General features: G+C 66.7%; 16 protein-coding genes. 14 read left to right on the forward strand and 2 right to left on the reverse strand.

The genetic code is table 11. The annotated features are described in order from the left end of the window. Positions 1–66 precede the first annotated feature (66 nt). From priA to Q7514_RS20780, 6 genes are all read left to right on the forward strand, one after another. Positions 67–801, forward strand: a complete 735-nt coding sequence (gene priA, locus Q7514_RS20755) for a bifunctional 1-(5-phosphoribosyl)-5-((5-phosphoribosylamino)methylideneamino)imidazole-4-carboxamide isomerase/phosphoribosylanthranilate isomerase PriA (RefSeq protein ID WP_330135148.1) — start codon at positions 67–69, stop codon at positions 799–801. A 5-nt stretch (positions 802–806) separates the two neighbouring features. Continuing rightward, on the forward strand, positions 807–1,634 hold the full coding sequence (locus Q7514_RS20760) for an inositol monophosphatase family protein (protein WP_330135149.1): 828 nt from the start codon (positions 807–809) through the stop codon (positions 1,632–1,634). Then, positions 1,631–2,404, forward strand: coding sequence for an imidazole glycerol phosphate synthase subunit HisF (gene hisF / locus Q7514_RS20765; protein ID WP_330135150.1), 774 nt, complete (start codon positions 1,631–1,633; stop codon positions 2,402–2,404). The genes Q7514_RS20760 and hisF overlap by 4 nt, the downstream gene beginning before the upstream one ends. Continuing rightward, the gene (gene hisI, locus Q7514_RS20770; protein WP_330135151.1) at positions 2,401–2,742 is read left to right on the forward strand and encodes a phosphoribosyl-AMP cyclohydrolase; all 342 of its coding nucleotides are present in this window, start codon (positions 2,401–2,403) and stop codon (positions 2,740–2,742) included. The genes hisF and hisI overlap by 4 nt, the downstream gene beginning before the upstream one ends. A 599-nt stretch (positions 2,743–3,341) precedes the next feature. Further along, positions 3,342–4,193 (forward strand): glycoside hydrolase family 19 protein, encoded by an 852-nt coding sequence (locus Q7514_RS20775; RefSeq protein WP_330135152.1) that lies wholly within the window; start codon positions 3,342–3,344, stop codon positions 4,191–4,193. 92 nt (positions 4,194–4,285) lie between these two features. Continuing rightward, positions 4,286–4,465 (forward strand): tautomerase family protein, encoded by a 180-nt coding sequence (locus Q7514_RS20780; RefSeq protein ID WP_330135153.1) that lies wholly within the window; start codon positions 4,286–4,288, stop codon positions 4,463–4,465. Positions 4,466–4,478: 13 nt separating this feature from the next. Here the strand turns inward: Q7514_RS20780 and Q7514_RS20785 are convergent, their stop codons facing one another. Continuing rightward, a complete protein-coding gene (locus tag Q7514_RS20785; protein WP_330135154.1) occupies positions 4,479–5,117 on the reverse strand; it encodes a GNAT family N-acetyltransferase in 639 nt (212 codons plus the stop codon). Between the two features lie 21 nt (positions 5,118–5,138). After that, positions 5,139–5,624 (reverse strand): MarR family winged helix-turn-helix transcriptional regulator, encoded by a 486-nt coding sequence (locus Q7514_RS20790; RefSeq protein WP_330135155.1) that lies wholly within the window; start codon positions 5,622–5,624, stop codon positions 5,139–5,141. A gap of 149 nt (positions 5,625–5,773) precedes the next feature. On the opposite strand from Q7514_RS20790, the gene Q7514_RS20795 reads away from it, so the two are divergent. The 8 genes from Q7514_RS20795 (at position 5,774) to Q7514_RS20830 (ending at position 13,949) form a co-directional block, all read left to right on the forward strand. After that, on the forward strand, positions 5,774–6,541 hold the full coding sequence (locus Q7514_RS20795; RefSeq protein ID WP_330135256.1) for a dioxygenase family protein: 768 nt from the start codon (positions 5,774–5,776) through the stop codon (positions 6,539–6,541). A 66-nt stretch (positions 6,542–6,607) separates the two neighbouring features. After that, positions 6,608–8,191 carry an anthranilate synthase component I gene (locus Q7514_RS20800; RefSeq protein ID WP_330135156.1) on the forward strand — a complete coding sequence of 528 codons (1,584 nt, stop codon included), beginning with the start codon at positions 6,608–6,610 and terminating at the stop codon, positions 8,189–8,191. Between the two features lie 14 nt (positions 8,192–8,205). Beyond that, positions 8,206–8,919, forward strand: a complete 714-nt coding sequence (locus Q7514_RS20805) for a TIGR02234 family membrane protein (protein WP_330135257.1) — start codon at positions 8,206–8,208, stop codon at positions 8,917–8,919. 90 nt (positions 8,920–9,009) lie between these two features. After that, a complete protein-coding gene (gene trpC / locus Q7514_RS20810; protein WP_330135157.1) occupies positions 9,010–9,819 on the forward strand; it encodes an indole-3-glycerol phosphate synthase TrpC in 810 nt (269 codons plus the stop codon). Positions 9,820–9,956: 137 nt separating this feature from the next. Next, on the forward strand, positions 9,957–11,210 hold the full coding sequence (trpB, locus tag Q7514_RS20815) for a tryptophan synthase subunit beta (RefSeq protein ID WP_330135258.1): 1,254 nt from the start codon (positions 9,957–9,959) through the stop codon (positions 11,208–11,210). Next, entirely contained in the window at positions 11,207–12,010 is an 804-nt protein-coding gene (gene trpA, locus Q7514_RS20820) for a tryptophan synthase subunit alpha (protein WP_330135158.1), read from the forward strand. Before trpB ends, trpA begins: the two co-directional genes overlap by 4 nt. After that, a complete protein-coding gene (gene lgt / locus Q7514_RS20825) occupies positions 12,007–13,068 on the forward strand; it encodes a prolipoprotein diacylglyceryl transferase (RefSeq protein WP_330135159.1) in 1,062 nt (353 codons plus the stop codon). The genes trpA and lgt overlap by 4 nt, the downstream gene beginning before the upstream one ends. Continuing rightward, positions 13,068–13,949, forward strand: coding sequence for a TM2 domain-containing protein (locus Q7514_RS20830; RefSeq protein ID WP_408016142.1), 882 nt, complete (start codon positions 13,068–13,070; stop codon positions 13,947–13,949). Before lgt ends, Q7514_RS20830 begins: the two co-directional genes overlap by 1 nt. Positions 13,950–14,001: the final 52 nt, after the last annotated feature.

A 14,001-nucleotide genomic window follows, 5' to 3' on the forward strand; every position in this document is an offset into this window, starting at 1 on the left:
CCCCCGTGGCTCGATCCCGCCGAGTCGCTTTCGAGGTTCGATACGACAGGCACTACTGTAGGCGCAGTGAGCCTGGTCCTTTTGCCTGCAGTCGACGTTGCCAACGGTGAAGCAGTTCGCCTCGTCCAGGGAGAGGCGGGCAGCGAGACCGGCTACGGTTCTCCGCGCGACGCCGCCTTCGAATGGCAGAACGCAGGCGCCGAATGGGTACATATGGTCGATCTCGACGCGGCCTTCGGTCGCGGCGACAACCGTGAACTCATCGCGCAGGTCGTCGGCGAACTCGACGTGTCGGTCGAACTGTCCGGTGGCATCCGCGACGACGACACTCTCGCAGCGGCCCTCGCGACCGGCTGCGCGCGGGTGAACCTCGGCACCGCCGCCATCGAGAATCCCGAGTGGTGTGCACGGGTCATCGGCGAGCACGGCGACCGCATCGCCGTCGGCCTGGACGTCAAGCTCATGGACGGCGAATGGCGTCTCCGTGGGCGCGGGTGGGTGTCCGACGGTGGCGACCTGTGGGAGACACTCGAGAGGCTCAACAGCGAGGGTTGTTCCCGGTATGTCGTCACGGACGTGACCAAGGACGGCACCCTCAGCGGCCCCAACCTCGATCTGCTCGGCTCGGTGTGCAACGCCACCAACGCTCCGGTCGTCGCCTCCGGTGGCGTGTCGACCGTCGACGATCTGCGTGCGATCGCCGCGCTCGTCGACGAAGGCATCGAGGGCGCGATCATCGGCAAAGCGCTCTACGCCGGCCGCTTCACCTTGCCCGAAGCACTCGACGCGGTTTCGCGCTGACGTCGATGGCCGCGAACACGGACCGCGAACACCTCCTCGCTGTGGCGACCGAGGTGCTCGACGGTGTGTCCGAACGTTTCGTCACCGGCCATGGAGCACCGCGGTCGGTGGACAAGGGGCGCAACGACTTCGCCACCGAGCTCGATCTCGAACTGGAACGCCGCATCAGCGGCGAGCTCGCGGAGCGCACGGGTATCGCTGTGCACGGCGAGGAGTTCGGGGGGCCGTCTGCGAGCAGCGGGACCGTGTGGCTGCTCGACCCCATCGACGGCACCGTCAATTACTCGGCCGGACTCCCCACCGCGGGGATCCTGCTGTCGCTCGTCGACGACGGCGAGCCGGTGGTGGGCCTGACGTGGATGCCGCTGACAGGCCACAGGTTCTCTGCGGTGGTCGACGGTCCGCTGCTGTTCAACGGTGAGCCCCGCAAACGGCTCGAGCCTCAGCGGCTCGAAGACCACATGATCGCCGTCGGCAGTTTCGACGTCGACAGTCGCGGTCGCGTTCCCGGACGCACCCGGCTGTCCGTCATCACCGAACTGAGCCGGCGGGTCGCGCGGCTGCGCATGCACGGCTCGACAGGTATCGACCTCGCCTATACGGCGTCGGGGGCGCTCGGCGGAGCGGTCGTGTTCGGTCACCACCCGTGGGACAACGCGGCCGGGGTGGCCCTCGTCCGCGCGGCAGGCGGGATCGCCACCGACTTCGAGGGCAAACCCTGGCGTATCGGATGCGGATCCGTGCTTGCCGCAGCGCCCGGTATCCACGACGAAATATCGGACATTCTGAGATCCGTGAGGACGGAGTCTCGTTCAGAAGGAGAATCCCAATGACGCTCGCCGTGCGAGTGATCCCCTGCCTCGATGTCGACGCCGGACGGGTCGTCAAGGGAGTCAACTTCGAGAACCTGCGCGATGCCGGCGACCCCGTCGAACTCGCCGCCCTCTACGACGCCCAGGGCGCCGACGAACTGACCTTCCTCGATGTCACCGCCTCGAGCGGTGATCGCGGCACGATGCTCGACGTCGTCACCCGTACCGCCGAGCAGGTCTTCATTCCGCTCACTGTCGGCGGTGGTGTCCGCACGGTCGACGACGTCGACCGGCTGTTGCGGGCGGGTGCCGACAAGGTCTCGGTGAATACTGCGGCGATCGCGCGCCCGGAAGTGCTGCGCGAGATGTCCGAGCGATTCGGCTCCCAGTGCATCGTGCTGTCCGTCGACGCCCGCACTGTTCCGGACGGTCAGGAACCCACCCCGTCGGGCTGGGAGGTCACCACCCACGGTGGTCGTCGTGGCACGGGCATCGACGCGGTCGAATGGGCGCGCCGCGGCGCGGAGCTCGGCGTGGGGGAGATCCTGCTCAATTCGATGGACGCCGACGGAACCAAGGCCGGGTTCGATCTGAAGATGATCGAATCCGTGCGGTCGGCCGTGCATGTGCCCGTGATCGCCTCGGGTGGCGCCGGTGCCGTCGAGCATTTCGCGCCGGCTGTGCAGGCCGGCGCCGACGCGGTGCTCGCGGCGAGCGTGTTCCACTTTCGCGAGCTCACGATCGGCGAGGTCAAGGACGCGATGCGTACAGAAGGGATTGTGGTCAGATGAGCGACATCCTGAATCCGGAGATCGCCGCGCGGCTCAAGCGTAACGAGGCCGGGCTGTTCGCCGCGGTGGTGCAGGAGAAGAGCACCGGCGCGGTGCTCATGATGGCGTGGATGGACGACGAAGCGCTTGCGCGCACTCTCGCCACCCGCAAGGCCACCTACTTCTCGCGGTCACGCAACGAGTACTGGGTCAAGGGCGAGACGTCGGGGCATACCCAGTACGTGCACGAGGTGCGCCTCGATTGTGACGGCGACACCGTGTTGCTTGTCGTCGATCAGGTGGGCGCGGCATGTCACACGGGTACGCACACGTGTTTCGACACCGACGTGCTCCTTTAGACCCCTTTGGACCCTCCTGTTTCAGAAGGTGGTTTCATGCCCGCTGGGGGCGGGAGCGAGACCATGTCATCCCACCGTCGTGACGTGTCGTGGAATAGCGAACTTGATCTGTGCGATGTGACACAGAAGCATGTCGGATTGCGTCTCTGAGGGCCCACACGACGTCCGTCTTCTCGTGAGGCGGATCCGAGGCGGGATGTGCCGGCGCCACCCCCTGCCGGGCGAGACCGGTCGAGTTGTCGGCGGAGGTCGACGGCCGCCGAATTAAGTTGCAACGCAGGCGATCACTCCGGATCATTCGGCCGGAGGTGCGTCCGGATCGGGTGCGACCGGTTGGTTCGAGGTGTGGCTCTCGGGTGGCGTCGTGGGATGTTCCTGACCCGTCGGATCGGTCGTGGTGAGACGTGGTTCACATTGACGTCACCGAAGTGGCGTCGGGCACGATCGCTTGAAGGTGTTCCACCTGCGGCGTTACCTGGTTGTGACCTCAAGGCCGCCGAATTGTGATCCGTCAGGGATGGACGACTTCCTTCGGTACACGTGCGCGGCCGCCATCCCGGAGGCCGAACCGAATTCGGTCGAATTTTGGAGCACGACCAATGTCTCTTTCACATTCGCGCCATTTTCGTGTCGCGATCGCAGCTGCGGCCTTGATCGGCACGGCAAGCACCGCCGTCCTAGGACTCGGTACGTCCGACGCCAATGCCGATTCGGTGACCTCGGCGCCCACTCGGTACGAGGAGCCCGGCAATCTGCTCGAGGTGCTGGAGGTCCCTGCCTTTGCCGGGGGCGAGTGGGCCGGCCCCGGAGCCTCCCTGTCGTCGGCCTCCCCGTCGTCCGTTCCTGCCGAGTCCTCGGACGACTCCGACGATGCACCGGAGGCTACCCCGGCCGATTCCGCGGATCAGGCGCCTAGGCCACCTGCTGTCACCTCGGACGATCTCAGGCGGATCGTGCCGGGAATCCCGGCCGAGAGGATCGACCAGTACATTGCTCCACTGAACGACGCGATGGTGCACAACGGCATAGACACGCCGATCCGTCAGGCGGCGTTCATCGCGCAGCTCGCCGTCGAATCCGACTCCTTCAGGACCTTCGAGGAGTATGCGTCCGGTCGCGCCTACGAGGGCAGGGCCGATCTCGGCAACACCCAGCCCGGAGACGGAGAGCGCTACAAGGGTCGCGGCGCGATCCAGGTCACCGGCCGTCACAATTACGAGGAGTTGAGCCAGCACACGGGAGTCGACTTCGTTGCGAATCCCGAGTTGCTCGCCGCGCCGGAGAACGCCTTCGCCAGTGCTGCCTGGTATTGGACGTCGCGTGACCTCAACAAAGTTGCAGACACGGCAGGGATCGTGCGGGTGTCCGAACTCGTCAACGGCGGTCACCATGCCCTCACTCGTCGGATTGCCGACTTCGAGCGGGGCCTCGACGTGCTGCTCGCACCGTAGGCGCGAGCATAGGGGTTCGATCGACAGCGAACCCGACACGGCGATCGCCAGCGACGTCACCGCTTCGCCCTCCCTGTGATTACAGTGCGTCCATGCCTCTTATCCAGATCAGCCAGACGCCCGGACTCACGAGCGAGAAGAAGGCCGAGGTGATTGCCGCGGTGACCCGCGCCTACGCCGAGGCTGCCGGCAAGAGCGAGTCGTCGGTGTGGGTGACTCTTACCGAGGTGCCGCGCGAGAACTGGGGCGTCGGCGGGACGCCGCTGGGGTGAGTGCGGCCAGTGGTCAGAATGATCGGACCATGGTGAGTTGGTGCACGCGGGCGCCCTCGTAGCGAAGTCCGGGAACCGGTGGGGTGCTGCCGTGTGCTGCGAATCCCATTCGCTCGAAGAATCTTGCTGCCCTGACATTTTCGACCAGTGTCTGCAGGTGGCAACCCGGCACTTGTTCCGAGCGTAGGCGTTCGAACCAGGCGTCCATCAGTCCGGCGGCGGCTCCGCTGCCGCGCGTCTCCGGCGCGACGTTGATGTGCAGGTGCGCAGGCCACCGTGGATCGTGGATCTCGCCTGCCGTCGGTGTCCGGCGGATTGCTGCTGCGGCCGCGTCGAGCATGCTGCGCCCGAAGAATGTGACGGCCTGCCTGCTGCGAAACGGCCGGTGCCGACGGAGGGAGTCGGTGATGAGTGTGTCCTCGCTCGGGAATGCCTCGGTGTCGATGCATCCGGTGAGGTACCCGACGAGTGCTCCGCCGTGATCGGCCACGAACAGTGATGCGGGTTCGAGGTCCATGTACGGATCGAGATAGACCGCTGCTTCGGAATCGGTGTGCCCCCAAAGTGATTCGGTGGGCGATCCTTGTCCTGCGCGTGCGAACAAGGCGCGCAGGTCGGTTCGATCGTTCTCGTTGAATGGCCGAATTTGCATTCGGTCAAGCTACCGCAGGTCTCACGCTTTGCCGGTGCCTTCGGCGATGCCTTTGTCGAGTTGGGTAAGTAGGGCGGTTCCGATGGTCTCGAGGGTGCTTACCTGCTCGTTGTCGAGACCGTCGAAGACGAGTCTCCGCACCGTGTCGACGTGTGCGGGCGCGGTGTCGACGACTTTGGCGTACCCGTCGTCGGTGAGGACGGCATACGACCCACGGCTGTGCGGGATGGCTTCGCGACAGACCCAACCGCGTTTCGCGAGTCGGGTGATGACGTGAGAGAGCCGGGACAGCGACGCGTTGGCGTCCTCCGCGAGCGCGGACAGTTGCAGGCGACGCTCCGGGGCCTCCGATAGGACGGCGAGGACGAAATACTCGAAGTGGGTGAGGTCGGCGTCGCGCTGCATCTGGGTGTCGAGCGCCGCTGGTAACCGCGTGATCACTGCCACGAGCGAACGCCAGGCCTTCTGCTGTCGGTCGTCGAGCCACCGGGGTTCGTCGCTGCTCATCGTCGAACAAGCCTCTCTTCGGGTCATCCTGATCTGTCCAGCCTGTCAAACCGGGCGGTTGTGTCCCGCGGTGGGGAATGAAATCGGTTCGGGGGCACGTTCCCTGTATGATACTTGAAGCTTCAATCTTAGGAGTTCTCGTGAACGCGATGCCCGCCCTGTTCGTCAGCCACGGTGCCCCGCCCCTCGTCGACAGCGAGTTGTGGGTATCCCAATTGGAGGCGTGGTCGTCGAACCTGCCGCGCCCTACCGTGATCCTGATCGTGTCCGCGCATTGGGAATCGGCACCGCTCACCATCGGTGCGACCACCACCGGAACCCCCCTCGTGTACGACTTCGGAGGGTTCCCGCGCCGTTTCTACGAAGTCACCTACGAGTCACCGGGCGCACCGGAACTTGCCCGCAAGGTCGCGGCGCTCATGCCGGACGACGAGCCGGTGGTGCAGCAACCTCACCGCGGTCTCGACCACGGTGCCTACGTCCCCCTCACGGTGATGTATCCGGGTGCAGATATACCCGTGCTGCAGATCTCGCTGCCCAGCCTCGACCCGCAGCGTCTGCTGGCGCTGGGTGAGCGGCTGCGCCCGCTGCGCGACGAGGGGGTGTTGATCATCGGGTCCGGGTTCACCACTCACGGTCTGCCGTTCCTGAGGGATATGCGCCCAGAGGCACCCGCGCCGGGCTGGTCGGCAGAGTTCGACCACTGGACCGCCGAGAAACTGGCCGCGGGCGACGTCGATTCGTTGCTCGACTTCCAGCGTCGTGCACCCGGGATGCCGTATGCCCACCCCTCAATCGAACACTTCGCGCCGCTGTTCGTCACGCTCGGCGCGTCCGGCGACCCAGGGCAACGACCCGACCAGGTCATCGATGGTTTCTGGCTGGGTTTGGCGAAGCGCTCGTTCCAGGTCGCGTAGGGCAGCCGACGCGCCGCAGCGACCCGCGGCGCAGCCCGTCGTGATGGTGCCTGGGATGATGGGCGCATGTCCGGCGAGCCCACCACCATTCCCGCAGCCACCACGACCACGTCGGCCGGGGGGTGGTCCGATACGACGACCTCCCGTGCGCAGTTCAGGCTTCTCGCGGCCGAGCACCGCGTGGTCCCGGTGACCCGCAAGGTGCTCGCCGACGCGGAGACCCCGCTGTCGGCCTACAGGAAGCTCGCGGCCGACCGGCCCGGCACATTCCTGCTCGAATCTGCCGAGAACGGCCGGTCGTGGTCGCGCTGGTCGTTCATCGGTGCGGGGAGCCCCGCAGCGCTGACCGTCGTCGACGGTGAGGCCGCATGGTTCGGTCACGTACCCAGCGGCGCGCCGTCGGGCGGCAATCCGATCGAGGTGCTCCACGAGACCCTCTCGTTGCTGCACACCGATCGCATCCATGGTCTGCCGCCGCTCACCGGCGGAATGGTCGGGTATCTCGGGTACGACGTCGTCCGTCATCTCGAGAGGTTGCCTTCGCTGGCCGCCGATGATCTGCAGATCCCCGAAATGGTCATGTTGCTCGCGACCGATCTCGCCGCGGTCGACCACCATGAGGGCACGATCTGGCTGATTGCGAACGCGGTCAACTGGGACGGCTCGGACGAGCGCGTGGACGAGGCATACGACGACGCCGTCGCGCGACTCGACCGCATGACCGCCGACCTGGCCGCTCCCGCGTCGTCGACGGTCACCACCTTCTCGAAACCTGAGCCCGACTATCGGCGTCAGCGCACCACCGAGTCGTTCTGCTCCGACGTACGCAAGCTCATACGCGACATCGAAGCGGGTGAGGCGTTCCAGGTAGTGCTGTCTCAGCGATTCGAAATCGATTGTGAGGCAGAACCGTTCGATGTGTACCGCATGCTGCGTGCCTCGAACCCGAGCCCGTACATGTTTCTGGTGCACGTCCCCGATGCCGATGGCGGGACGGCATTCTCGATCGTCGGGTCCAGCCCTGAAGCGCTCGTGACGGTCGCCGACGGCGTTGCCACCACACACCCCATCGCAGGCACCCGCTGGCGCGGTAAGGACGAAGAGGAAGACATCCTCCTCGAGAAAGATCTCATCGCCGACGAGAAGGAGAACGCCGAGCACCTCATGCTCGTCGATCTCGGTCGCAACGATCTGGGGCGTGTGTGTGAGCCCGGCACCGTCAAGGTGCACGACTACCGGCACATCGAGCGCTACAGCCACGTCATGCATCTCGTGTCGACCGTTACCGGGCATCTTGCCGACGGCAAGCACGCCCTCGATGCCGTGACCGCGTGCTTCCCGGCGGGCACCCTGTCGGGCGCACCCAAGGTGCGCGCGATGGAATTGATCGAGGAACTCGAACCGACTCGCCGCGGGATCTACGGCGGGATCGTCGGTTACCTCGACTTCGCGGGTGATGCAGACACCGCGATCGCGATCCGCTCGGCCCTCGTCAAGGATGGGGTGGCCTACGTGCAGGCCGGTGCAGGCGTGGTGGCCGATTCGGTACCGGAGGCCGAGGACACGGAGGCACGGAACAAGGCGATGTCCGCGCTCGCCGCGGTCGCCGCGGCGGCCACCCTGGCCCCGTTCGGAGGGGGCGACGAGTGACGGACCCGAAACCTGTGCAGCCGGAGAACACACAGCCGGAACCCGCCGCGGAACGCTCGACCCGGCCGGTCCGGCGCCGGTCGACCGCGCTCGCCGCGGTACTGCTCGTCGTCGCGGCCGCAGCCCTATGGGCATCGAGTCGCATGACCTGGGTGCAGGTGGATTCGGCCGACGGGCTCGGCACCGACCGGATCACGGACCTGGACGGCGGAACTTGGGCAGCCGCGACCACGCCGCTCGCCCTGGCACTGCTAGCTGCCGTGGCCGCGGCGTTTGCGGTGCGCGGTCGTGCGGTGCGTGTCGTGGCCGCCGCAGTAGCGCTCGTAGCGGTGGCGGCGGCGATTCCGGTGGTGCAGTTGTTCACCTCCGCGGTGGATCCGGATACCGCCGAGCAGGTCGCCGGGCTGCCCGACCGTGCCACCGTGGTGGCCACCGAGGTCTTCCCGCTGCCCGCGATCATCGCCGGTGTCGGTGCGTGTGTGGCACTCGCCGCAGCCGTCGCACTGTGGCGCACACCGAGTGCGCAGGCGGGCCTGTCCTCGAAATACGACGCTCCCGCGGCGCGCCGCGAGGCTGCTGCGCGCCGCGCCGAAACGGACGAGCCGATGACCGAGCGGACCCTGTGGGACAGCATCGATGCGGGGCACGATCCGACCATCGCCGCCGACGACGACGATGCGGATAACGACCCCGATACGAATTCGGGCGAATCGGGGACCCGCCGCTGAGTGGCGTCGCGGGGCGGACTAGGCTGGGCAGTACTTCCGATGAAGTTGATCACATCGGGATTGACATGGGGCGAAAGGACTCGAGCCACGATGACAGTTCTCGACTCGATTCTCGAAGGAGTGCGCGCAGACGTCGCCGCTCGGGAGGCGGTCGTCGACTTCGCTTCCGTCAAGGCTGCCGCGGCTGCCGCGCCCTCGCCGATCGACGCCAAGGCGGCGTTGCTCGAACCGGGTATCGCCGTCATCGCCGAGGTGAAGCGCGCGAGCCCGTCGAAGGGTGCGCTCGCCGATATCGGCGACCCGGCCGAGCTCGCCAAGGCGTACGAGGCAGGCGGGGCCCGTGTGATCAGCGTGCTGACGGAGGAACGTCGATTCCGCGGTAGCCTTGCCGATCTCGACGCGGTGCGTCGTGCTGTGCGTATTCCGGTGCTGCGCAAAGACTTCGTGGTCGGCCCGTACCAGATCCATGAGGCTCGCGCGCACGGCGCCGACATCGTGCTGCTGATCGTCGCTGCACTCGAGCAGACGGTGCTGCACTCGCTCATCGAGCGCGTCGAATCTCTCGGCATGACTGCGCTCGTCGAGGCGCACACCGAGGAGGAGGCCGACCGCGCCCTCGAGGCCGGCGCCAGCGTCATCGGAATCAACGCGCGAAATCTCAAGACGCTCGAGGTCGACAAGAACACCTTCGGCCGCATCGCGCCGGGGCTGCCCTCCGAGGTCCTCAAGATCGCCGAGTCCGGCGTTCGGGGGCCTGCCGACCTGCTTGCATACGCGGGGGCAGGAGCCGACGCCGTGCTCGTCGGCGAAGGCCTGGTCACCAGCGGTGACCCACGTCAGGCCGTCGCGGAACTCGTCACGGTGGGCACCCACCCGTCGTGCCCGAAGCCGGCGCGCTGAGGGCCGATTCCGCCCGCGTTTCGTACCGGGGAACGGACCGCCAACCCGGCGGTGAACATGCACCACCGGTGGGGCAGACTGGACATGTGACTGCAGACGATCCCGCACTGTCCGCCAAAGGTCGCGGACTTCCCCTGATGAGCGAAGCCGTCTCGACTTCGACTGCGCATGAACCCGATGCCGGAGGGCATTTCGGTGTATTCGGCGGACGCTACGTCCCCGAAGCGCTGATGGCGGTTATCGAGGAGGTCACCGCAGCATTCGAGAAGGAGCGCAACGATCCGGGGTTCCTTGCCGAACTCGACCGGCTTCAGCGCGATTACACGGGACGCCCGTCGCCCGTCTACGAAGCCGCCCGCTTGAGCGAGCACGCCGGGGGCGCCCGCATCCTGCTCAAGCGGGAGGACCTCAACCACACCGGCTCGCACAAGATCAACAATGTGCTGGGCCAGGCGTTGCTCGCGAAGCGCATGGGTAAGACCCGTGTCATCGCCGAGACCGGAGCAGGCCAGCACGGCGTCGCGACCGCCACCGCGTGCGCACTGATGGGGCTCGAATGCCGCGTGTACATGGGCGAGGTCGACACCGAACGTCAGGCACTCAACGTCGCCCGGATGCGCCTGCTCGGCGCCGAGGTGATCGCTGCGAAGACCGGCTCGCGCACGCTCAAGGATGCAATCAACGAGGCGATGCGCGATTGGGTCACCAACGCCGACAACACCTACTACTGTTTCGGCACCGCTGCCGGACCGCACCCGTTCCCCGCAATGGTCCGCGATTTCCAGCGCATCATCGGGCTCGAGGCCCGCGCGCAGGTCCGTGAGCTGACCGGCCGTCTGCCCGACGCTGTCGTCGCGTGTGTCGGCGGCGGTTCCAATGCGATCGGAATCTTCCACCCCTTCATCGACGACGCGTCGGTCAAGCTCGTCGGCTTCGAAGCCGGCGGCGACGGGGTCGAGACCGGCCGTCACGCCGCGACCATCGGCGGCGGTAGCCATGGAGCGCTGCACGGCGCGTATTCGTACCTGCTGCAGGACGAGGACGGTCAGACGATCGAGTCGCACTCGATCTCGGCGGGCCTCGACTATCCCGGAGTAGGCCCTGAGCATTCGTGGCTGAACGACATCGGGCGCGCCGAATACCGCGCGATCACCGACACCGAAGCAATGAACGCGTTCGAATTGCTGTGCCGCACCGAGGGGATCATCCCTGCGATCGAGTCCGCGCACGCCGTCGCGGGTGCACTGAAGCTGGGTCCGGAACTCGGCGAGGGTGCGATCGTCCTCGTGAACTTGTCCGGCCGCGGCGACAAGGACGTCGATACCGCAGCCAAGTGGTTCGGGTACCTCCCCGCCGACAACGAGACCAGCACCGAAGGAGCAGCGCAGTGAGCGCCCCGCACGAACGCCTCACCGAGATCTTCGCAACCTGCCGCGCCGAGAAGCGTGCTGCACTCGTCGGATATCTGCCCGTCGGATACCCCACGGTCGACAAGTCGATCGAGGCCATGACCACTCTCGTCGAGGCAGGGTGCGACCTCATCGAGGTCGGCATCCCCTACAGCGATCCGGTGATGGACGGCACGACCATCCAGGAAGCGGCGTTCGAGGCGATCGCCAACGGCGTCAGGGTACGCGACGTGTTCACGGCAGTCGAAACCATCAGCGCAGCCGGTGGTGCAGCCGTCGTCATGACCTACTGGAACCTGGTGTTGAAGTACGGCGTGGAGAACTTCGCCCGCGACCTCGCGGCCGCAGGTGGACTCGGCATCATCACCCCGGACCTGATTCCGGACGAGGCCGCCGACTGGATCGCCGCATCCGACAAGTACGGACTCGGACGCACCTTCCTCGTGGCGCCGTCGTCGACGAACGAGCGTCTGGTGAACACCCTCGAGCAGTGCCGCGGCTTCGTCTACGCCACCTCCACGATGGGTGTGACCGGTGCGCGCAACACCGTCGACAATCGTGCACCCGAACTCGTTGCCCGGGTCCGTGCGCATTCGGACATCCCGGTCGGTGTCGGCCTCGGTGTCCGTAACGGCGCTCAGGCAGCGGAGATCGCAGGCTACGCAGACGGCGTCATCGTGGGTTCGGCGCTCGTCACCGCTGTCGCTCAGGGGCCCGATGCGCTGCTGGCCCTGACACAGGATCTCGCGAAGGGCGTGCGCTCCGCTACCGTGGCGTCGTGACTTCGACTGCAGCAGTCCTGGCTTATCTGCCCAGCCCACCACAAGGCGTCTGGTACGTGGGTCCGTTGGCCCTCCGTGCCTACGCGCTCTGCATCATCGTCGGCATCGTCGTCGCGATCTGGTGGGGTGATCGCCGCTGGGTCGCCCGAGGTGGGCGGGCGGGCACCGTCCTCGACATCGCCGTGTGGGCGGTGCCGTTCGGTCTCATCGGCGGGCGCCTCTACCACGTCGCGACCGACTGGCAGAAGTACTTCGGTGAGGGCGGCGACCCCATCGATGCCCTGAAGATCTGGGAGGGTGGCCTCGGGATCTGGGGGGCTGTGGCGTTCGGCGCGGTCGGCGCCTGGATCGGCTGCCGCCGACGGGGGATCCCGCTGCCGGCCTTCGGTGACGCACTCGCACCCGCGATTCTTCTCGCGCAGGCCATCGGCCGGCTGGGGAACTGGTTCAACCAGGAACTCTACGGCCGTGAGACCACGGTGCCGTGGGGCCTCGAGATCTACGAGCGCACCGACGATGCCGGCCGGAGCGCACCGGGGCTGATCGACGGCGTGTCGACCGGTGAGGTCGCGTTCGTCGTCCACCCCACATTCCTCTACGAACTGCTGTGGAACGTGGCGGTCGTCGTTCTGCTGGTGCTCATCGATCGCAAGTTCGCGATCGGTCACGGCCGGCTCTTCGCGCTCTACGTGGCCGGGTATTGCGCCGGCCGATTCTGGATCGAACTCATGCGAGCCGACACCGCAACCGAGATCGCAGGCATCCGCATCAACACCTTCACCTCCGGCATCGTGTTCGTGCTCGCCGTCGCATACGTGATATTTGCGCGTAAGGGCAGGGAAGCGCCCGAGGCACTCGACCCCGGTGCAACGAGAGCCGAGGGTTCGGACAAGGACGCCGGTGACAAGAACGCCGGTGACAGGGATGCTGATGTCGAAGAGGTAGTCGGCGGGCAGACGGAGTCGACGAGGAGTGACGACACACCGGATCCGGACGAGTCCGATTCCGCCGGTAAGGTCGGAAACGGTACGCCCGGCTCCAGCAAGGGGGAGAAGTAGTGACCACACCCGATCCCGGTAATTCGGACAAGCGCGACGACACGTCGGGGCGAGATCCCGTCGACAAGCCGGATCTGCGCAAGGAGACCGATGCTGCAGCACAGTCGTCTCCTGCAGCACAGTCGTCGCCCACGGAGAACGCCGCCGAGGCCACCCACGAATTCGGCCGGACCTTCGACTACGACGCGACCGCACAGGCATCGCTGTCCGAGCAGCCGCCCACTGCGGAATCGCTCGGGGGATCCGTCGGTACGCCGGGGCCGGGTTGGGACACCTACTCGGGCGTGGGCAACGGACCGGGTTGGGGCACCACTCCGAGTTACCCGCCGCCGACGGAGAACCCGCAGTCCGACTACCCGGCACCCGGAAGCGCAGAGTTCGGCGCGGCTGCACCGCCCACGTATCCGAGCGGTCCGCAACAGGGATTCACTCCGCCGCAGTACGGCATGCCGGGCCCGGTCTACGGCACACCCGATCCGCAGTACCCGATCGGTGGCACACCCGGGGCTTTGCCGCCGAACCCGCCGGGCGCGCCCCAGGACCCGTACGGAAACCCACAGCCGTACGGTGCGTACGGTCCGCCGCCCGGATATCACGGGGTTCCGGTCGGATTCGTCGACCCGTCTGCGCCGTATGGCCGCGATCCCTACACAGGCGAGCCGTTCTCCGACAAATCCAAGGTCACGGCGGGTCTCCTCGAGATTCTGCTCGGCGCGTTCGGTGCCGGCCGCTTCTATCTCGATCAGCCCGGAATCGCGATCGCACAGATCGCTGTCACGTGGCTGACCTGCGGGATCGGCGGAATCTGGCCGCTGATCGACGGAATCCTGATGCTCACCGGGAAGGTTCGCGACAACCATGGGCGTCCGCTGCAACCTTAGTGCAGCGGCTACCGGCCGGTAACCGATGCGAAATGGTGGCGCAGGGTCGAGG

Source organism: Rhodococcus artemisiae (assembly GCF_036327795.1).
Taxonomy (GTDB): Bacteria; Actinomycetota; Actinomycetes; order Mycobacteriales; family Mycobacteriaceae; genus Rhodococcus; species Rhodococcus artemisiae.